The sequence below is a fragment of the Actinomadura sp. J1-007 genome, assembly GCF_009793335.1.
Taxonomy (GTDB): Bacteria; Actinomycetota; Actinomycetes; order Streptosporangiales; family Streptosporangiaceae; genus Spirillospora; species Spirillospora yumaensis.
Genome location: NZ_WING01000001.1, coordinates 6,169,232 through 6,187,664, shown reverse-complemented (window position 1 = coordinate 6,187,664; position 18,433 = coordinate 6,169,232). Strand labels below are relative to the sequence as shown.

Genomic DNA, 18,433 nt, shown 5'->3' with positions numbered 1-18,433 from the left:
ATGGGCTGCGAGCGGCGCGTCGGGCAGGGGCGTACGGCGGTCATGGTCATCAGTAAACCCGCAAGTCACACATGACGCAAATCCACCCGGAGTGACCTGTCCCACCCCGTCCCGGGGCCGGGATCAGTCGGCGTCGGCGTAGTCGACCCAGGTCGAGCCCGAGCCGCTGCGCAGCGAGAGCACCGAGGACGCCCGGTCGTCCACCAGGGCCTTGTTCAAGTGGGACGAGCCCGCGCCCGTCCAGCCGAGCACGCGGTAGGACGAGCCGCGCGGCAGCCCGAGCCGCAGGGACCCCGACCCCGCCTCGACGCCGACGCTGCGCGGCGGCTCGGCGAACGCGAGGTCCAGCTCCCCGGACCGCACCCGCCCCGAGACCTTCGGCGAGGTGATGCCGGTCCCCTTGACCTGCCCCGACCCGACCCGCACGCTGAGGCGCCCGCTCACGTGGGCGAGCCGCACGTCCCCCGACCCCGCCCGCAGGTCGAGCTCCCCGGTCAGGCCGCGCACCTGGACCTCCCCGGACCCGGACGTCGCCCAGATCCGGACGCCGGGCGGCACCCGCAGGTCCAGGTCGGCCCCGCACTCCTCGCTCTCGAACAGCTCGGACCGGCCGTCGCACGAGAACTCGACGACCAGCGACCGGCCCACCACGCCGACGTCCACGGTCGGCTTGCTGAGCGCCCAGCTCAGCTTCTGGTGGACGGTCGCCTCCCCCGCCCGGCCGGGCCCGAGCGCGACCGACGCGTCGCCGACGTCGAGGCGCACCTCGTCGAACGGCTGCCGGAACGTCCGCGAGCTCGACTCCGACCGCTTGACGGCCTGCCCGAAGAGCTGGAGGCACGTCGGCACGACGAGCACGAACGCGGTGAGCGCGGCGAGCACGATCCACACCGCCCTGCGCCGCGGCCGCGCCTTCCCCACACCGTCCGCGCCGTCCGCGCCGTCCGCGCCAGACGAGCCAGACGAGCCAGACGAGCCCGTCACGTCCGTCGCGTCCAGGCCCTCGGGCGCGGGCGGAGCGCCGGGAGCGCCGGGAGCGCCGGGGCGGCGGGTCACGTGTCGCCCTCCAGGAAGCGCAGCACGGCGAGGACGCGGCGGTGGTCGCCCTCCGCGTGCGGGAGGTCGAGCTTGGCGAAGATGCTGTTGATGTGCTTGGCGACGGCGCTCTCGCTCACCACCAGGGCGGCGGCGATGCCCGCGTTGGAACGGCCCTCGGCCATGAGCCCGAGGACGTCCCGCTCGCGGGGCGTGAGCCGGTCCAGCGGGTCGCGGTGGCGGCGCAGCAGGAGCTGCGAGACGACCTCCGGGTCGAGGGCCGCGCCGCCGGCCGCGACGCGGCGCAGGGCGTCGAGGAAGACCGACACGTCGGCGACGCGGTCCTTCAGCAGGTAGCCGATCCCGCTGGTGCTGGTCGACAGCAGGTCCGCCGCGTACCGCTCCTCGACGTACTGCGACAGCAGCAGCACGGCGACCTCGGGCGACTCGCGGCGCATGACCAGCGCCGCGCGGACGCCCTCGTCGGTGAAGCCGGGCGGCATCCGAACGTCCACGATCGCCGCGTCGGGCCGGTGCTCGCGGACGGCGGCGAGCAGGGCGTCCGCGTCGCCGACCGCCGCGGCGACCTCGAACCCCGAGGTCTCCAGCAGCTTGATCAGCCCGGCCCGCAGCAGGACCGAGTCCTCGGCGATCACAATGCGCACGGCAACTCCACGGTGACGGTCGTCGGGCCCCCGGCGGGGCTGGTGATCCGGAACGTACCGTCCACCGACTCGACCCGGCGCGCGAGGCCGTTCAGGCCGGTGCCGCGGGACGGGTCGGCGCCGCCCACGCCGTCGTCGGCGACCAGGACGCGCAGCACGGCCCCCCGGCGCGCGACGGTGACCGTCACGCCGGTCGCGCGCGCGTGCTTGACGACGTTGGTCAGCGCCTCGGAGACGACGAAGTAGGCGACCGCCTCGACGGTGGACGACACGCGCGGCTCGATCTCCACCCGGAGCCGCACGGGCAGGGGGACGCGGGCGGCGACGCCGGACAGCGCGGCGTCCAGTCCGCGGTCCTCCAGCACGGCCGGGTGCAGGCCGCGGATGAGGTTGCGCAGCTCGGTGAGCGCCTCCTTGGCCTCCTCGTGCGCCTCGACGATCACCTGCATGGCGGGGCCGGGGACGCCGGTGAGGGTCTCGCGGGCGAGGCCGAGGTTCATGGCGAGGGAGACCAGCCGCTGCTGCGCGCCGTCGTGCAGGTCGCGCTCGATGCGGCGGCGCTCGATGTCGGCGGCGTCCACCACGCTGGCGCGCTTCTCGGCCAGGTCCTCGACGCGGCGCTCCAGCTCCTTGGCGCGGTCCGGCCCGAGGTACGCGACGGCCGCGCGGACGTCCAGGCCGCGGACGGCCGCCGCGATCCAGGGCGCCGCGGCCAGGAGCGCGACGCCGACGGCGGTCAGCGCGGCGGTCCGGGTCGCGTGGGTCGTCAGGCTGAGCGGGCTGGAGTCGGGCAGCGCCCACGCGTACGCGCCGAGGCCGCCGAGGAGGAACGCGCCCGTCCAGGCGGTGACCGTCGCCAGCCCGCCGAACGCGAGGAGCGGCCCGGCCAGCAGGTGGTAGCGCAGCACCCGCCACAGCTCGGGTGAGCGCAGGTCGCGCAGCACTCCGAGCCTCCCGCCGTCCGCGCCGTCCACCGCGTCCAGGCGCGGGATCTCCAGGCCGAGCATCGCCCAGCACCGTTCCCGCTGCGCCGCCGTCAGCGGCCGGATCACCAGCAGCAGCAGCGCGCACGACACGACGGCCACGAGCGCGACCATGGTCATGTCCTCCGGGGCGAAGAACGCCCACGGCGCCCCGAGGATCGTCCACCCGGCGCACTGCAACGGCACCCCTGAGACGGCGAAGGCCGTGTCCCGCCACGCCCCGCGCGACCACGGGGCGCGCGCGAGGGCGCGCCGCGCCGGGGAGATGGATGCCATGGATCAACCGTATTAGTGCAGTTGGGGTGGGTCCATGAATCACGCTCCAGGCTCTGGGGTGCAACTAGTGCCACCCCGAATCGGATACCGGGGCTACTGAAAGTGACCCCTCCTCGCGGCGAGGCTTGGACGCGTACCCGCACCGCCCCGTTGAGGAGTTCGCCATGGTCGCCGGCTTCGTTCCGTCCTCCCCCATCCGCCGCCGCGGGCTTTCCGCCGTTTCCGCCGCGCCGCTCCGGTCGGCCCCGCGCGGGCGCGCGGAGCGGCGCTTCCAGACGCCCCGGGAGGACGTCCCTTCCACTCGCGGCGCCTCCGCTCCCCGGTCGTTCACGCCCCGCGTCCGCGTGCGGGAGAGATGGATCGGACCGGGCCTGATCGGGGGCGCGATGGCGCTCGTTCCGTGGACGGTGGTGCTCGCGGTCCGGTTGCCGTCCACCGCGCAGGTGTCGCACTGGTCGGCCGCGTGGGTCGGGCTGGACCTGATGCTGGCGGCGGGTCTGCTCGGCACCGGCGTGCTGTTCCGGCGCGGGGACGCCCGGTACGGGCTCACAGCGGCCGCCACGGGAGCGCTGCTGCTGATGGACGCCTGGTTCGACGTGATGACCGCCACGTCCGGCGGCGAGCGCGCCCTCGCCTCGGCGCTCGCGCTCGGCCTGGAACTCCCCTCGCGGCGTTCTGCACGGCTCTCGCCCTGAACGCCCACAGGCCCGCGAGCGCCGCCGGGGACGGCGTTCCCGCGGACGCCGGAAACACCCCCGCGACGCCCGTGTCTCCCACGGTGTCGGCTTCCGATCCGGCGGCGGCGGAGGGGACGTACCGTCGCAGATGACGGCGAGGTGGCAAACCGTTGACGCGAGTACGGCAGACGGGTGAAACCAGACGAGCCGGACCTCTAGAGTGAGTCCGACGTAGGGGCCCTCTTGCGGGAGGGCCCTTTACCCTGTCTGCACGATCACGAGGTCCGCGCGAGATGAACGACCACGAGGTGCACGAGGAGTGCCTGCGGCTCCTGCGGGAGGGCATGCCCGATCCGGCACCGGACGCGTTCGACGCCGACCGGGAGTTCCTCCCGCTCGGCACCGACATGGACGGCGACGTCGCCGTCGTCACGTTCCTCCACCGGCCGGGCGGCGCTCCGCACGCCGCCCCGTTCATCGAGGGCTGGACGTTCCACCGGCGCGACGGCGAGTGGATGAGCCTCGGCGGCGGGGGCGGATCGGCGCCCGCCGAGCCGCTGACCCGGCGCTCGGCGCCCGAACTCGGCGGCCACCTGGAGCGGTACGGGTCGGGCCGCACGGTCCGCAACGCCAACCGGCTGCTGCCCTGGGGCGCCAAGTGGGTCAACCAGGCGCGGCTGCGGGCCTCGTCGGAGGTCGCGCGGGTCCGCGTCGGCAAGCGCACGCTGCTCGTCCCGGCGCACGGCCACGTGGTGGTGGTCTGGGCGGCCCGCCGTGGACCGGTCCTAGAGGCCCTCGCGGGCGACGGCTCGGTGCTCGACGCGCTCGACCTCGACAGCCCGGCGGCGGCGGCAGCCCGCCCCCAGGTCTGACCGCGGCTCCGACCGTCCCGCCGCGGTCCACCCGCCCATATTTGACCGATCGTTCTCAAACGATCTAGCATGCGGGGCGTGGCGAGGACCAAGGAATTCGACCCGGACGCGGCGCTCCAGCGCGCTCTCGAACTGTTCTGGGAGCGCGGGTACGAGGCGACGTCCATGGCCGACCTCGTCGAGCGCCTCGGCGTCGCCCGCGCCAGCCTGTACGCGACGTACGGCGGCAAGCACGACCTCTACCTGAAGGCCCTCGAACGCTACCTGCGCGCGACCGACCCGGCCGTCATCGAGGCGCTGTCCCAGCCGGGCCCGGCGCTGCCCGCCGTACGGGCGCTCGTCGCGACGTACGCCGAGCGGTCCGCGGACGACGCGCGGCGGCGCGGCTGCATGGTCGTCAACGCGGCCGTCGAGCTGGCCGCGCGCGACCCCGAGGCCGCGCGCCTGGTCGAGTCGAGCTGGACGACGCTGGAGGCCGCGCTGACCTCGGCGCTCGTACGGGCGCGCGCGCAAGGGGAGCTGCCGTCGGGCAGGGATCCGCGCACCCTGGCGCGGCTCCTGCTGGTGCTGTTCCAGGGGATGCGCGTGATGAGTCGTACGCCCGGCGGCTCCGAACGGCTGCGGGACGCCGCCGACGAGGCCCTCACCCTGCTCGCCTGACCCCTTCGCCCGCCCCGCCTCCTCGCGGGACGGGGCCCTCTTCGGCCCAAATTCAAGAACGATCGATCTCGAAAAGGATGTGCCCCATGGACGCGCGTTTCGGCGGCAAGGTCGCCCTCATCACCGGCGGCGCCGGGACCATCGCCCGCGCCACCGCCCGGGCGTTCGCGCGGGAGGGCGCCACGGTCGTCCTCGCGGGCCGCGACCCGGTCGCGCTCGCCGAGGCCGGGAAGGAGGCCGCGGCGGACGGCGGGCCGGGCCGCGTCGACCACGTCGTCGCCGACGTGACCGACTCCGCCGCCGTCGCCCGCCTGGTCGCCACCACCGTCGAACGGCACGGCGGCCTGCACGTCGCGTTCAACAACGCCGGGATCCTCGGCGCGCCCGCGCCGCTCGCCGACCTCGACGAGGCGGTCTGGGAGGGCGTCCTCGCCGCCAACCTGACCGGCGTGTTCCTGTCGATGAAGCACGAGATCGCCCACATGCGCGCGCACGGGGGCGGCGCGATCGTCAACATGGCGTCCAACATCGGCGCGCACGGCCGCCGTCCGGGCCTCGCGGCGTACGCGGCGAGCAAGGCGGGCGTCAGCGTCCTCAGCCGGACGGCGGCGCGCGACCACATCGCCGACGGCGTCCGGATCAACGCGATCAGCCCCGGCGCGACCGACACCGCCATGTCGTTCCGGCCCGGCGAGACCCGCGCGGACCGCGACGCCCGGATCGGGGCCGCGACCCCGGCGGCCCGCGTCGGCGGAACCGGCGAGATCGCGGCGGCCGTGCTGTGGCTGGCGTCCGACGACGCGGCCTACGTCGTCGGCCACGACCTGGTCGTGGACGGCGGCGCGACCGCCTGACCCGGGCCGTCAGGGGGCACCGCCGGAGGGCGCGGTCAGAGCCAGCCGAGCTCGCGGGCGGCCTGGACGGCGGCGTGCCGGTTGTCGACGCCGAGCTTGGTGACGGCCGCCGACAGGTAGTTGCGGACGGTGCCCTCCGACAGGCCCAGCCCGCGCGCGATGCGGGAGACGGGGGCGCCGCCAGCGGCGGCGCGCAGGGTGTCGAGCTCGCGCGGCGTGAGCGGGCACTCCTCGGCGGCGAGGGCGTCGGCGGCGAGCTGCGGGTCGATGTAGCGGGCGCCGTCCGCGACCTGCCGGATGACCTGCGCGAGGCGCGCGCCGGGGGCGTCCTTGCCGAGGAACCCGCGCACGCCCGCGCCCATGGCCCGGCGCAGGTTGCCCGGCCGGCCGTGCGCGGTGACGATCACCAGGCGGCAGCCGGGCAGGTCGCGGGCGAGCCGCTCGGCGGCGGCGAGCCCGTCCAGGCCCGGCATGTCGATGTCGAGGACGGCGATGTCGGGTTTTCGGCGCAGCGCCTCGGCCACCGCCTCGTCCCCCCGCCCGACGTCGGCGACGACCTCGATCCCGTCCTCGGTCTCCAGCAGCAGGACCAGCGCCTCCCTGATCAGGAGGTGGTCGTCGGCCAGCAGCACCCGGATCATGTCTTCCTCTCCATCGGGACGGCCGCGGCCACCCGGAACGTCCCGTCCCCGACCGGGCCCGCGGCGAACTCGCCGCCCGCGGCGGCGATCCGTTCGGCGAGGCCCGCGAGCCCGCTGCCCGCGTCCCCGGCGGCACGGCGCGCCGCCCCGTCGTTGGTGATCTCCAGCCGGACGAGCGCGCCGTCCGTCCGGACCTCGATCAGGCACCAGGTGGCGCTGGAGTGCCGCAGCACGTTGGTCGCCGCCTCGCGGGCGACCCAGCCGAGCGGCTCGTGCGCGTGCGCGGGGGGCTCGGGGGCGATCTCCGGCCGCTCGCACCTGATTCCGGCGGCGCGCAGCACCGCCGACATGCCGTCCAGCTCGGTGCGCAGCGACGTCGCCCGGTAGCCGCGGACGATCTCCCGGACGTCGCGGACCGAGTCGCGCGCCATGGTCTGGATCTCGGTCAGCTCCTTGCGGACGCGGCCGGGATCGCGCTCCAGGTAGCGTTCGGCGACCTCGGCGCGCAGCGCGACCGCCTGGAGGCTGTGGCCGAGGACGTCGTGCAGGTCGCGGGCGAAGCGGAGCCGCTCCTCGCCGACCGCCGACCGGGCCAGCTCCGCGCGGGCCTCCCGCAGCTCCTGGACGACGTGGAAGAACCACACCTGCGCGTATCCGGAGAACGAGGCGAGCGGGATGCCCGACACCTCGTACAGCACCGACAGCGCGGGCAGCCCGAGCGCCACGCCGTACACGGGCGTGAGCACGGTCATGGCGGCCGTGACCCCGACCGCCTGCCGCAGCGGCAGCACGACCGCGATCAGCCCCGTCGGGACGACCAGCGCGTTGCCCCAGCCGTGGCCGGCGCCGAGCAGGGCGGGCAGCGCCCAGCAGACGACGGCGATCGCGGCCAGCCCGTACCGGTGCCCGTGGGCGGTGCGGCGCATCAGGTTGAGCCACAGCAGCCGCCCGTACAGGCCGAGCACCGCCGCGACGCACGCCGCGGAGAACGCGGCCCGGACGGGGTCGCGGCGCGTGAGCAGCTCGTAGCCGAGCGCGGGCAGCAGGAACCCGGCCAGGGTCAGCGCCGTCATCGCCACGACGATCGTGGCGATCACGGTGGGGCGGGGGATCCTCGGCTGCAACCTGCTCCGTCCGTCGGGCCTCTGCGGAGGGACGCCCCGGGTCGGCGCGGGTCGGCGCGAGCCCGGTCGGGCCCGCTGGGGTCCGCTCGCGTCCGCTCCGGCCTCGGGGTCCCTCAGGGTATGCGGTCAGGCGGCGCGCGGACGGGCCGCGTCCCGGCCCGTGACCAGGCGCCCGCCGTCCAGGACGCCGACCCGGTCGGCGAGGCACGCCTCCGCGGGGTCGCGGGTGGTGATCACGACGGTGACGCCGTGCGCGGCGAGCGCGCGGACCACGGCGCGGACCTCTCGGGCGTGCGCCCCGTCCAGCCCGGCGGTCGGCTCGTCCAGCAGCAGCACGTCCGAACGGCCGATCAGCGCGAGGGCCAGGTCGAGCCGGCGCCGCTCCCCCGGAGTCAGCCGTTCGAACGGGACGTCCGCCGCCCCGGCGAGGCCCGCCAGGCGCAGCGCCTCGTCCCCGCCGAGCGGGTCGAGGGTCCAGCGCCGCCACGTGCCGACGACCTCCGCCACGGTGAGGCCCGGGAACAGCCCGCCGTCCCGCCAGACCGCGCCCGTCCGCGCGCCGCCGCGTCCGTCGCGCCCGTCGTAGGGGTCGGTCCCGCGCACGCGCACGGTGCCGCCGGACGGCCGCCGCACGCCCGCGAGGGCCTCCAGCAGCGCCGTCTTGCCCGCCCCGTACCGGCCGAGCACGGCGTAGACCTCCCCGCGGGCCACGGTGAACGAGACATCCCCGACGGCGCCGCTCCGCTGAGAGGTCTCCCCGAAGCCGACTCGAAGGTCGCGTACCTCGATCACTGGTGCCTTCATGCCCTCCATGCTGCCGAGCCCCGCGCCGGACGTGCAGTCACGCGCGTCAGGAGCGGGCCGGGAGGTTCTCAGGGGCGACCCATGACATCCGTCATGGGCGGCCCCCGCGCGGGCCCGGCTCAGGCACGTACGAGGGCGTCCAGGTTGAGCTCGTCCGGGCGGGTGAGGCCCGACAGCGCCAGGGTCAGCTCAAGTTCCGCCTGAAGGCACCGCAGGACGTGCCGTACGCCCGCCTCGCCCCCCAGCGCGAGCCCGTACGCGTAGGGACGGGCGACGAGAACGGCCTTCGCCCCTAGGGCGAGCGCCTTGGCGACGTCCGCTCCCGTACGGATCCCGCTGTCGAACAGCACGGAGATCTGGTCGCCCACCGCGTCCACCACGGCCGGCAGGGCGTCCAGGGACGCGACGGCGCCGTCCACCTGCCGGCCGCCGTGGTTGGAGACGATCACGCCGTCCATGCCCGCGTGGACGGCGCGCCGCGCGTCGTCGGGGTGCTGGACGCCCTTGAGGGCGATCGGCCCGTCCCAGTGCTCGCGCAGGAACCTGAGGTCGTCCCAGGTGAGCGAGGGGTTGCCGAACGTCGCGGCCCAGTGCAGGACCGCGGCGTCCCGGTTGGCGTCGGTGACCGGCCCGCCGACGGCCCGCTGGAACACCGGGTCGCTCAGGTAGTTGGCCACCCCGATCCCGCGCAGGAACGGCAGGTACGCCTGGTCGAGGTCGCGGGGCCGCCACGCCAGCGTGAACGTGTCGAGCGTCACGACGAGCGCCGAGTAGCCCGCGGCCTTGGCGCGCCCGAGGAAGCTGACCGCGAGGTCGCGGTCCTTCGGCCAGTAGAGCTGGTACCAGCGGGGCGCGCCGCCGCCCGCCTCCGCGACGTCCTCCATCGTGTACGACGCGGCCGTGCTGAGCACCATCGGCAGCCCGGTCCCCGCCGCCGCGCGGGCGACCGCGAGCTCGCCGTCCGGGTGCAGGATCGACTGGACGCCGATCGGCGCGAGCAGCACGGGGGCGGGCATCGCCGTGCCGAGCACCTCCACCGACAGGTCCCGTACGGACACGTCGCGCAGCATCCGCGGGACGATCCGCCACCGGTCGAACGCCTCCCGGTTGGCGCGGGCCGTCGCCTCGCTGCCCGCCGACCCGGCGACGTACCCGAACGCCTGCGCCGACAGCCTGCGCTCGGCGAGCCCCTCCAGTCGCGTGAGGTCCGTCGGCAGGCCGGGGACGGCGTCGCCGAGCCCGTTCAGGTAGATCTCGTTCTGGAAATCGGCCAGTGAGCTCACGCGTAACCTCCTCGGCGGCCGGGGCCCGGCGGCCCCGGCGGGCGGACCGCGCGGCCCGGCGGAGGGGCCGCGCGGGCCCCGGCGGGCGGGGCGGAAGCGCCGCGACACGGCGCGCCGGAGCCGTAGCGTGCGAATCTGTCCCTGGGACCGGACACAATGTTGCACATGGCACGACGCGGATCCCAAGCCCCTCCCCCGCCGCCGGACTTCGAAGAGAACATCGTCGACGTCGATGTCTCCGACGAGATGCGCGGCAGCTACCTCGAGTACGCCTACTCGGTCATCTACCAGCGGGCGCTCCCCGACGCGCGCGACGGGTTGAAGCCGGTGCAGCGCCGGATCCTCTACTCGATGAACGAGATGGGCCTGCGCCCCGACCGGGGGCACGTCAAGTGCGCCCGGGTCGTCGGCGAGGTGATGGGCAAGCTGCATCCGCACGGCGACAGCGCGATCTACGACGCGATGGTGCGGCTCGCCCAGCCGTGGGCGATGCGGATGCCGCTGGTCGACGGGCACGGCAACTTCGGCTCCCTCGGCGGCGACGACATGCCGGCGGCCATGCGCTACACCGAGGCGCGGCTGTCGCGCGAGGCCATGCCGATGGTCGCCTCCATCGACGAGGACACCGTCGACTTCCGGCCCAACTACGACGGCCAGGAGATGGAGCCCGACGTCCTGCCGGCGGCGTTCCCCAACCTGCTGGTCAACGGCGCGTCCGGCATCGCGGTCGGCATGGCGACCAACATGGCGCCGCACAACCTCGGCGAGGTGATCGCCGCCGCGCGGCACCTGATCGACCACCCCGAGGCGACGCTGGACGAGCTGATGCGCTTCGTCCCGGGCCCCGACCTGCCCACCGGCGGCAAGATCGTCGGCCTGGACGGCATCCGCGACGCCTACCAGACCGGGCGCGGCACGTTCCGCACCCGCGCGAGCGTCCACATCGAGAACGTCACGCCCCGCCGCAAGGGCATCGTGGTCTCCGAGCTGCCCTACGCGGTCGGCCCCGAGCGCGTCAAGGCCAAGATCAAGGAACTGGTCAACAGCAAGCGGCTCAACGGGATCGCCGACCTGAAGGACCTCACCGACCGCAACGTCGGCCTCCGCCTCGTCATCGAGATCAAGAACGGCTTCAACCCCGAGGCCGTCCTCGCCGAGCTCTACCGGCTCACGCCGATGGAGGAGTCCTTCGGCATCAACAACGTCACGCTCGTCGACGGCCAGCCGCGCACGCTCGGCCTGCGCGAGCTGCTCCAGGTCTACGTCGACCACCGCATCGACGTGGTCCGCAGGCGCTCGCTGTTCCGGCGCAAGAAGCGCGAGGACCGCCTGCACCTCGTCGACGGCCTGCTCGTCGCGCTGCTCAACATCGACGAGGTCATCCAGGTCATCCGGCAGAGCGACGACTCCGCGCAGGCCAAGCAGCGCCTGATGGAGATCTTCGAGCTCTCCGAGATCCAGGCGCAGTACATCCTCGACACGCCACTGCGCCGCCTCACCCGCTACGACCGGCTGGAGCTGGAGAAGGAGAAGGAGCAGCTCGGCCGCGAGATCGCCGAGCTCACCGCGATCCTGGAGTCGGAGGCCAAGCTGCGCGGCGTGGTCTCCTCCGAGCTCGCGGGCGTCGCCGCCGAGTTCGCGACGCCCCGGCGCACCGTCCTGCTGGAGTCCTCCGGCCAGGCCGCGACCGCCGCCGTCCCCTTGGAGGTGGCCGACGACCCGTGCCTGGTGCTGCTGTCGTCCACGGGCCTGATGGCGCGCACGCACGACGCGTCGCCGCTGCCGCCCGAGGGCGCCCGCGCGCCGCACGACGTGCTGGTCTCGGCCGTTCCCGCGACGGCGCGGGGCCAGGTCGGCGCGGTCACGTCCCTCGGCCGGATGATCCGCGTGGACGTCCTCGACCTGCCGACCCTGCCGCCGTCCGCGACCCCGCCCTCGCTGGCGGGCGGGGCGCCGGTCACCGAGTACGTCGACCTGGAGCAGGACGAGACGATCGTCGGCATCGCCGCCGTCGACGACGTGGGCGGCGGCCTCGCCCTCGGCACCGAGCAGGGCGTGGTCAAACGGGTCGTCCCCGACTACCCGGCCAACCGCGACGACTTCGAGGTGATCGGCCTCAAGGAGGGCGACCGCGTCGTCGGCGCCGTCCACCTCCCCTCCGAGGACCACGACCTGGTCTTCGTCACCACCGACGCCCAGCTCCTGCACTTCTCCGCGTCGCTCGTCCGGCCCCAGGGCCGCGGGGCGGGCGGCATGGCGGGCGTCAAGCTCGGCGCGGGCGCGCGGGTCCTGTGGTTCGGCGCGATCGACCCGGCTCGGGAGGCCCGCGTCGTGACGGTGTCCGGCTCGTCGTCCGCCCTGCCGGGCACGCAGACCGGCGCGGTCAAGATGGCAGACTTCGCCGACTTCCCGGCCAAGGGCCGCGCCACCGGCGGCGTCCGCTCGCACCGCTTCCTGAAGGGCGAGGACACCCTCATCCAGGCGTGGGTGGCCCCGACGCCGCTCCGCGCGGCGTCCGCCAACGGCAAGGCCGTCCCGTTCAACGTCGAGCTGGGCCGCCGCGACGGCTCCGGCGAGAAGCTGGCCAAGCGCATCGCCGCCATCAGCGGCCCCGTGGGCCCGGTCGATGCCGGCGCCTCCGACGGTTCCGACGCCGGGGGCTCCTCCGACGGGTGAGCGGCGGGGCCGGTCCGCCGGGGACCGGCCCCGTTCCGCCCGCTCAGCCGCTGAGCGCGGCGAGCAGCTCGTCGCGGCCCGCGACGCCGACCTTGCGGTAGACGGCCTTGAAGTGGTCGTTGACCGTGTACGGCGACAGGTCCAGCCGGCGCGCGATCTGCTTGGCGGGCAGGCCCGCCATGGCGTGCTCGACGACGGTGCGCTCCCGCGCGGTCAGATCGTGGAGCGCCGCGACGACCGGGAGCAGCGCGCTCGCCGTGGCGGTCTGGAAGGTGAGCGCGATCTCGTCGTCCAGCGAGGCGTCGAGGCGCTGGACGTGCACGACCGACCAGCCGTGGGCGACCGGCACGCGGCTCAGCACCGGGCCCGGCGCGCGGCGCGCCCGGTGCGTCAGGAGCGCGAACGCCCCGGCGGAACGCGCGGCGGGCCCGAACCCGTCCAGCCAGTCGTGCCCCGCCGGGGTCGTGGCGCTGATCGCGTCGTCGGCTCCGACGATGACCACGCCCGGCGCGACCGGGCGCGGCGCGCACGTCGGCCTGACCGCCAGGAAGCGCTTCAGCGTCGCGCCGAGAGGCCCGGCGAGCCGTTCGGCCCGCGCTGCCTCGACGGCGGAGAACGGCCGGACGTCGCGCCCGCGCAGCAGGACCAGCCCGCCCCACGTCAACTTCCCGCAGGTCAGCGTGATGCGCATCTCGCCGCCGAAGTCGCCGCCCGGGAACCCGCCCGTCCCGGCCCGCCGGCCGAGGCCGGGGCTTCGGTCGTGGAACGACGCGACGCCGGTGACCGGGTCCAGCCCGAAGAACAGGTATCCGTCGTGCGGCACCGTGCGCCCGACGTGCCGGGACATCACCATGCCCAGCTCGCAGACGTTCGCGGCTCCCGCCATGTCGATGGCCGGGGAGGCGGCGAGGGTTCCCATACGGAGAGTATGAGCCAAACCACAAGCAGTGAGAAGGCGGTTTCCGGTCCCGGAACCGCCCGGACCGCCGCCCCGGGCGGGTGCCCGGGACGGCGGTGCCCGTCAGCTCCAGCGGAGTGAGGACGTCCGGTCGTTCATGAGGTCGCCGATGTACTCCGTGGTCGCCTGGTAGCCGGTCTGGACGCCGTTCCAGGCGGGGTTCTCGTAGTGGTTGGCGAGGCAGTTCGCGAACAGCCGGTACGAGGAGATCCGGTCGTTCCACCCGACCCGGTTGAGGTCCTCGTAGCTGAACTCCGGGTTCGCGGTCCCGCTCTGGCACTCGTGGGTGCCGGTGAACGAGATGCTGGAGCCCCCGAACCTGATGTGCTCGAACTCGATCGACAGGACGATCGGCCCGAGCCGCGGGCCGTCCGTCGCGCCGATCCGGTCGAGGACGTTCGGGTCGGCCATGGCCTTCCCGGGGTCGTCGGGAGCGTCGGTGACCCGCCCGCCCGTCGCGTCCTCGACCGCCTCGCGGAACCCCGCGTGGCACGTGCGCTTGCCGTGGTCCTCCAGGTGGACGACGCAGTGCTCCGTCTTGCCCGCCACGGCGCCGCCCGGAGTCGGCCCCGGCCCCGGCGCCGCGGCCGCCGGGCCCGCGAGCGCGGCGCAGAGCCCGAGCGCCGCGGCCGCCCCCGCCGTGGTCCTGTGGATGTTCCCCGATCGCGTCATCGTCGTTCTCCCTCTCGCCCGTTCGGCCTGTCCCCCGACTTTCGCCTGGCCACAGGCGTCCCGGTATCCCGAGAAGTGGGGGTTGACCGGCCCGGTGGGACGGGGGACGAGCCCGCCGGGCCGCTTCCGGGGGTGGACGGAGGCGGCCCGGCGGGGTGCGTCGCGGACGGGGGGCTTACGGACCGAGGTAGAGCTTCTGGTTGTAGGCCGCGTCGCCCGGGTTGACCTTGCCGCGGGCCTTGCCCACGCCGTTGGCCTGGACGCCGGTCGGGCAGAAGAACGGCCCGCCGGTCTTGGTGAGCGAGGCGTTGATCATCTGGCCCTGGAACTCGTCGGCCGGGTTGGGGCGGGCCCCGTTGTCGCGGTTGAACACGCTGAAGGTCAGGCTGTTGATCGAGCCGCCGAACCCGTACGTGCACGAGCCGAGCGAGAACGAGGCGCGGATCGACAGCTTGGGGTCGGTGAAGGTCAGCGTGCCGTCCCGGCCGCCCGCGATCGGGTTGTGCGTCAGGGTGCCCTGCGTGTACGGCAGGTTGAGGAACGTGACGGTGACCGCGCCCATGCTGCTCGTGCAGCCGGTGACCGACGCGCTGTCCAGCGTGCCCGAACCGGTGTGCGTGAGCGTTCCGCGCAGGTCGGCGCCGGTGCAGCTCGCGCTGAACCCGCCGCCGGCGAACGTCATGTTGCCGAGGTTGGTGATCTGGTACGGGCCGTCGTAGTTCGGCCCGGCGAGGGTGTCGCGGTGGACGGTGGTGGCGGCGGCCGCGGCGGCGGTGAGGCCGATGGCCGCGAAGGCCGCGAGGGTGGGTGTGCCGAGACGTCTGACAAGGGCCTTCATCGATCCTCCTAGAGATTCGGCCCAGGTCGGTGCTTCCGGCGTGTGGCGTGACGTGCGGGGTGATCAGTCCCGGCGGATCACAAGGCCGGCCCCCGGGGTGACGCGCGCCGGGATTCCCAATGTGACGCACGTCATAGAAGTACTCGTAGTCGGATCTAAAAACAGGAACGTTTTTCGAGCAACCCACCCGGGACGACCTCATCCGGACGTGGCAAGACCCGGCCACCCTGTCCTCCAAACGCCCACCCCAAACGTCCCCACGCGCCCACCACGCCCCACCTCACAGCACCCACCCGCCCTTGTGCGCCCACCACGCCCCCGGCCTGCACGCCGCACACACGACGACTCACCACCCGCACTCCACACACACCACCGCACACACCACTGCACGCATCTCACGCACCGCCCGCATGCACGCCGCCGCCACCGCACGCATGTCACGACCACCGCGCACTCCGCGCACGTAGCGGTCACCGCACACACGCCGCGCACGCCACCGCACGCATCTCGCACACCGCCGCCCGCGCGCCGCCACGGCACGCGGGCGGCGGGCACCGCATGCGCTCCGCGCACACCCCCACACGCACCTCGCGCACGCCGCCGCCACCGCACGCATGTCGCGGCCACCGCGCACCCCGCGCCCATGGCGGGTCACCGCACGCGCGCCGCGCAGCCTGCCGCACGCGCCTCGCGCACCCCCGTACGCGCGCCGCCACCGCAGGCGGGCGGCGGCCACCGCATGCCCTCCGCGTACATCCCACACGCACCCCGCGCACGTCGCCGCACGCACCTCGCGCACCGCCGCACGCACGGCCGCCACCGCACGCGCGTGGCGACCACCACACGCACTGCGCACACGCCGCGGCCACCTCACGCATGTCACGACCGCCGCGCACTCCGCGCACGTAGCGGGGCACCGCACGCACGCCGCGCACGGCCGCCTCACGCACCGCCGCACGCGCGCCACCGCCACCACACACGGGCGGCGGGCACCGCATGCGCTCCGCGTACACCCCCACGCGCACCTCGCGCACGCCGCCGGTGTCGCGCGCGGGCGGCGGGCGGGGGGTGGTGGGCGTGGCGGCGGGTTACTGCTCGATGTCGTCGGGGCCCCAGTGGGCCTCCATCTTGACGATCTTGCCGTCCGGGCCGAAGGTCATCACGTCGATCGCGCGGATCCGCATCCCCATCGCCGGGACCTCGACGGTGAACGCCATGGCGGCCCGGTCGCCGTGCGAGCCGCGGATCGGGCCGTCCAGCGAGAGCTTGGCCCCGCCCGCGACCGCGTTGGCGTAGAACTCGTCGATCGCCGCGCGGCCGGCGATCCGGGGATGCCCGACCGGGTCCTCCACCACGGCGTCGTCGGCGAACAGCGCCGCCACCGCCGCCGGATCGCCCGCGTTGAACCCGTCGACGTAGCCCTGCAACGCCGCCTTCATCTCCTCCTGCGTCGGCACCCGACCACCTTCTTTCGATTAGGAACACAGCCGCTTCCAGCCTAGCCGTACTCTATCCACCGAGCGCTAGCTTGGTTGAATGGCGGTCCCGCGGCCGCGTTCTCCGGGAGAGAATGGCCCGTATGGCGATCGCATCGTTCATGGTCCCGCTCGGCACGCCGGCCCCCGGATTCGCGCTGCCGTCCATCGACGCACGTACCGTCTCCCTCGAAGACCTCCCGCCTTCTCCGGCATTGCTGGTGGTCTTCCTGTCCAACCACTGCCCCTACGTCCGCCGCATCGAGAAAGGCATCGGCGAGGTGACCGCCGAATACGCGGCAAAGGGATTGTCGACCGTCGCGATCTGTAGCAACGACGTGTCCGACTATCCGGACGACGACGCTTCCCACCTGCGCGAACAGGCGGAACGAGCCGGATTCCGATTCCCGTACCTCGTGGACGAATCCCAGGAGGTGGCGCTCGCCTACAAGGCCGCGTGCACCCCCGACTTCTTCCTGTACGACGCGCAGCGCCGCCTCGCCTACAGGGGCGAGTTCGACGGCGCCCGGCCCAGAAACGACGTACCGGCCGACGGCTCGACTTTGCGGGCCGCACTCGAACTCGTTCTCGCAGGTGAAACCGTTCCAGAACCGCACACGCCCAGCCTCGGCTGCGGCATCAAATGGAAGCCCGGGAACGAACCCGCATAACACCGACCCGCACGACGAACTGCCAGGAATCCGTTCAGTCCGGAGCCGCCTCGCCTCCCTCGGGGGGCGGGGCGGCTCCGTCTCACGCCCGCACCCGGCCCCGGCGGCGCCTCAAGCGCGTTCCGGCGACGCCCGGCCGCACGGTCGCATTTGGCCTGGTTCGGCCCGGTCCGCGCACTCCGACCTGGATTCATGCTCTTCGCGTCCGCCCCATGCGGAACGGTGCTAGATCCACTCGTTCCGATCAGGAACACCGATCCCTAGGGTGCCGATCACATCCTCCTCGCCCTGGGAGCCCCCATGCAGCACCGCGCCCTGCTCGCCTGCGGCCTCACGTTCGCCGCCGTGCTGAGTGCCCCCGCCGCGAACGCCGCCCAAGCCCCCGCCCACTCCCCCTCCGCGCCTGCCGCGCCCGCCGCCGTCCGTCCGCACCCGGTGACGCGCAGCATCCAGATCCCGATGGAGGCGCTGGTCAACTTCCGCGATCAGGGCGGCTTCCGCACCGTGTACGGCACGCGCGTCAGGACGGGACTGCTGTTCCGCTCCGAGTCGCTGCCGAAGGCCACCGCGAACGACCAGGCCGCGATCGCCGCGCTGGGCGTCACGCAGGTGATCGACTTCCGGACGCCCGCCGAGGTGCGGATCGACGGCGCCGACCGGCTGCCGCCCGGCCTCACCGCGACCGCGATGCCGGTGGACGACAACGGCATGTTCGCCACGATGACCGGCGCGATCGCGAGCGGGGACCCCGTCCAGCAGGAGGCCCTGCTCGGCGGCGGCAAGGGCGCGCAGATCATGAAGGACTTCTACCGGACGCTGGTGAGCGACCCCGACTCGCGCGCGCGGTTCGGCGCCGTTCTGAAGAGCGTCGCGTCGGGGCAGCGCGTCCTGTTCCACTGCACCGCCGGGAAGGACCGCACGGGCTGGCTCGGGTACGTGCTGCTCCGCAGCCTCGGCGTCTCCCACTCCGACGCGCTCGCCGACTACCTCGCGTCCAACACATTCCGCGCCGCCGCCGACGCCCGGGTGCGCGAGCAGCTCCGGGCCACCGGGCTGATGCGCGATCCCGACCTGCTCATCCCCCTCCAGCGCGTCGAGCCCGAGTACCTGGCGGTGGCGATCGACGAGGCGCACCGGCGGTACGGCTCGTTCGCCAACTTCCTCAAGCGCGGCCTCGGCATCGACGCCGGAACGCGCGCGGCCCTCCTGACGCGCATGACCACGCACTGACCCGAGACCCGTCCTGGCTCGGCTCCGGCGGCCCCCGCC

At 74.2% G+C, this 18,433-nt stretch carries 18 protein-coding genes; 7 read left to right on the top strand and 11 right to left on the bottom strand.

What is annotated here, in order from left to right:
- Window positions 1-123 precede the first annotated feature (123 nt).
- From GEV43_RS55220 to GEV43_RS28075, 3 genes are read right to left on the bottom strand one after another with little or no spacing between them, the layout of a single operon-like run.
- A complete protein-coding gene (locus GEV43_RS55220) occupies window positions 124-1,056 on the bottom strand; it encodes a DUF4097 family beta strand repeat-containing protein (protein ID WP_160823271.1) in 933 nt (310 codons plus the stop codon).
- A complete protein-coding gene (locus GEV43_RS28080) occupies window positions 1,053-1,700 on the bottom strand; it encodes a response regulator transcription factor (protein ID WP_160823270.1) in 648 nt (215 codons plus the stop codon). Before GEV43_RS28080 ends, GEV43_RS55220 begins: the two co-directional genes overlap by 4 nt.
- Entirely contained in the window at window positions 1,688-2,959 is a 1,272-nt protein-coding gene (locus GEV43_RS28075; protein ID WP_160823269.1) for a sensor histidine kinase, read from the bottom strand. Before GEV43_RS28075 ends, GEV43_RS28080 begins: the two co-directional genes overlap by 13 nt.
- Window positions 2,960-3,303: 344 nt before the next feature.
- Between GEV43_RS28075 and GEV43_RS28070 the strand changes: the two genes are divergently transcribed.
- The 4 genes from GEV43_RS28070 to GEV43_RS28055 all read left to right on the top strand — a co-directional run bounded on the left by GEV43_RS28070 (window position 3,304) and on the right by GEV43_RS28055 (window position 6,022).
- Window positions 3,304-3,654, top strand: a complete 351-nt coding sequence (locus tag GEV43_RS28070) for a hypothetical protein (RefSeq protein ID WP_206681310.1) — start codon at window positions 3,304-3,306, stop codon at window positions 3,652-3,654.
- A gap of 275 nt (window positions 3,655-3,929) precedes the next feature.
- On the top strand, window positions 3,930-4,508 hold the full coding sequence (locus GEV43_RS28065; protein ID WP_160823267.1) for a hypothetical protein: 579 nt from the start codon (window positions 3,930-3,932) through the stop codon (window positions 4,506-4,508).
- 78 nt (window positions 4,509-4,586) lie between these two features.
- Complete coding sequence (locus GEV43_RS28060; RefSeq protein ID WP_160823266.1) at window positions 4,587-5,168, top strand: TetR/AcrR family transcriptional regulator; 582 nt, start codon at window positions 4,587-4,589, stop codon at window positions 5,166-5,168.
- Between the two features lie 86 nt (window positions 5,169-5,254).
- Window positions 5,255-6,022 carry an SDR family NAD(P)-dependent oxidoreductase gene (locus GEV43_RS28055; protein ID WP_160823265.1) on the top strand — a complete coding sequence of 256 codons (768 nt, stop codon included), beginning with the start codon at window positions 5,255-5,257 and terminating at the stop codon, window positions 6,020-6,022.
- A 35-nt stretch (window positions 6,023-6,057) separates the two neighbouring features.
- Here GEV43_RS28055 and GEV43_RS28050 read toward each other — a convergent pair whose 3' ends face one another.
- The 4 genes from GEV43_RS28050 to GEV43_RS28035 form a co-directional block, all read right to left on the bottom strand.
- Window positions 6,058-6,663 carry a response regulator transcription factor gene (locus GEV43_RS28050; RefSeq protein ID WP_160823264.1) on the bottom strand — a complete coding sequence of 202 codons (606 nt, stop codon included), beginning with the start codon at window positions 6,661-6,663 and terminating at the stop codon, window positions 6,058-6,060.
- Window positions 6,660-7,760: a histidine kinase gene (locus tag GEV43_RS28045; protein ID WP_309239872.1), complete on the bottom strand. Its 1,101-nt coding sequence runs from the start codon at window positions 7,758-7,760 to the stop codon at window positions 6,660-6,662. The genes GEV43_RS28050 and GEV43_RS28045 overlap by 4 nt, the downstream gene beginning before the upstream one ends.
- 153 nt (window positions 7,761-7,913) lie before the next feature.
- Complete coding sequence (locus tag GEV43_RS28040) at window positions 7,914-8,591, bottom strand: ATP-binding cassette domain-containing protein (RefSeq protein ID WP_160823262.1); 678 nt, start codon at window positions 8,589-8,591, stop codon at window positions 7,914-7,916.
- A gap of 119 nt (window positions 8,592-8,710) precedes the next feature.
- On the bottom strand, window positions 8,711-9,874 hold the full coding sequence (locus GEV43_RS28035; RefSeq protein ID WP_160823261.1) for a lactate 2-monooxygenase: 1,164 nt from the start codon (window positions 9,872-9,874) through the stop codon (window positions 8,711-8,713).
- Window positions 9,875-10,039: 165 nt separating this feature from the next.
- Here GEV43_RS28035 and GEV43_RS28030 point away from each other — a divergent pair, with 165 nt between their 5' ends.
- Window positions 10,040-12,550, top strand: a complete 2,511-nt coding sequence (locus GEV43_RS28030; protein ID WP_160823260.1) for a DNA topoisomerase (ATP-hydrolyzing) subunit A — start codon at window positions 10,040-10,042, stop codon at window positions 12,548-12,550.
- Window positions 12,551-12,593: 43 nt separating this feature from the next.
- Here the strand turns inward: GEV43_RS28030 and GEV43_RS28025 are convergent, their stop codons facing one another.
- From GEV43_RS28025 to GEV43_RS28010, 4 genes are all read right to left on the bottom strand, one after another.
- Entirely contained in the window at window positions 12,594-13,469 is an 876-nt protein-coding gene (locus GEV43_RS28025) for a helix-turn-helix transcriptional regulator (RefSeq protein ID WP_160823259.1), read from the bottom strand.
- A 102-nt stretch (window positions 13,470-13,571) separates the two neighbouring features.
- On the bottom strand, window positions 13,572-14,180 hold the full coding sequence (locus GEV43_RS28020; protein WP_160823258.1) for a hypothetical protein: 609 nt from the start codon (window positions 14,178-14,180) through the stop codon (window positions 13,572-13,574).
- Between the two features lie 175 nt (window positions 14,181-14,355).
- Entirely contained in the window at window positions 14,356-15,018 is a 663-nt protein-coding gene (locus GEV43_RS28015) for a hypothetical protein (protein ID WP_160823257.1), read from the bottom strand.
- 1,088 nt (window positions 15,019-16,106) lie between these two features.
- Window positions 16,107-16,475 (bottom strand): nuclear transport factor 2 family protein, encoded by a 369-nt coding sequence (locus GEV43_RS28010; RefSeq protein ID WP_206681309.1) that lies wholly within the window; start codon window positions 16,473-16,475, stop codon window positions 16,107-16,109.
- A 122-nt stretch (window positions 16,476-16,597) separates the two neighbouring features.
- Between GEV43_RS28010 and GEV43_RS28005 the strand changes: the two genes are divergently transcribed.
- Window positions 16,598-17,164 (top strand): thioredoxin family protein, encoded by a 567-nt coding sequence (locus GEV43_RS28005; RefSeq protein ID WP_160823256.1) that lies wholly within the window; start codon window positions 16,598-16,600, stop codon window positions 17,162-17,164.
- 300 nt (window positions 17,165-17,464) lie between these two features.
- A complete protein-coding gene (locus GEV43_RS28000) occupies window positions 17,465-18,394 on the top strand; it encodes a tyrosine-protein phosphatase (RefSeq protein ID WP_160823255.1) in 930 nt (309 codons plus the stop codon).
- The last annotated feature ends 39 nt before the right edge of the window (window positions 18,395-18,433 follow it).

Excerpts from the sequence above, each read along its gene's own strand:
- GEV43_RS28025 (WP_160823259.1), bottom strand. The coding sequence starts at position 13,469 with ATGGGAACCCTCGCCGCCTCCCCGGCCATCGACATGGCGGGAGCCGCG.
- GEV43_RS28075 (WP_160823269.1), bottom strand. The coding sequence starts at position 2,959 with ATGGCATCCATCTCCCCGGCGCGGCGCGCCCTCGCGCGCGCCCCGTGG.
- GEV43_RS28050 (WP_160823264.1), bottom strand. The coding sequence starts at position 6,663 with ATGATCCGGGTGCTGCTGGCCGACGACCACCTCCTGATCAGGGAGGCG.
- GEV43_RS28015 (WP_160823257.1), bottom strand. The coding sequence starts at position 15,018 with ATGAAGGCCCTTGTCAGACGTCTCGGCACACCCACCCTCGCGGCCTTC.
- GEV43_RS28020 (WP_160823258.1), bottom strand. The coding sequence starts at position 14,180 with ATGACGCGATCGGGGAACATCCACAGGACCACGGCGGGGGCGGCCGCG.
- GEV43_RS28000 (WP_160823255.1), top strand. The coding sequence starts at position 17,465 with ATGCAGCACCGCGCCCTGCTCGCCTGCGGCCTCACGTTCGCCGCCGTG.
- GEV43_RS28055 (WP_160823265.1), top strand. The coding sequence starts at position 5,255 with ATGGACGCGCGTTTCGGCGGCAAGGTCGCCCTCATCACCGGCGGCGCC.
- GEV43_RS28065 (WP_160823267.1), top strand. The coding sequence starts at position 3,930 with ATGAACGACCACGAGGTGCACGAGGAGTGCCTGCGGCTCCTGCGGGAG.
- GEV43_RS28005 (WP_160823256.1), top strand. The coding sequence starts at position 16,598 with ATGGCGATCGCATCGTTCATGGTCCCGCTCGGCACGCCGGCCCCCGGA.
- GEV43_RS28040 (WP_160823262.1), bottom strand. The coding sequence starts at position 8,591 with ATGAAGGCACCAGTGATCGAGGTACGCGACCTTCGAGTCGGCTTCGGG.
- GEV43_RS28030 (WP_160823260.1), top strand. The coding sequence starts at position 10,040 with ATGGCACGACGCGGATCCCAAGCCCCTCCCCCGCCGCCGGACTTCGAA.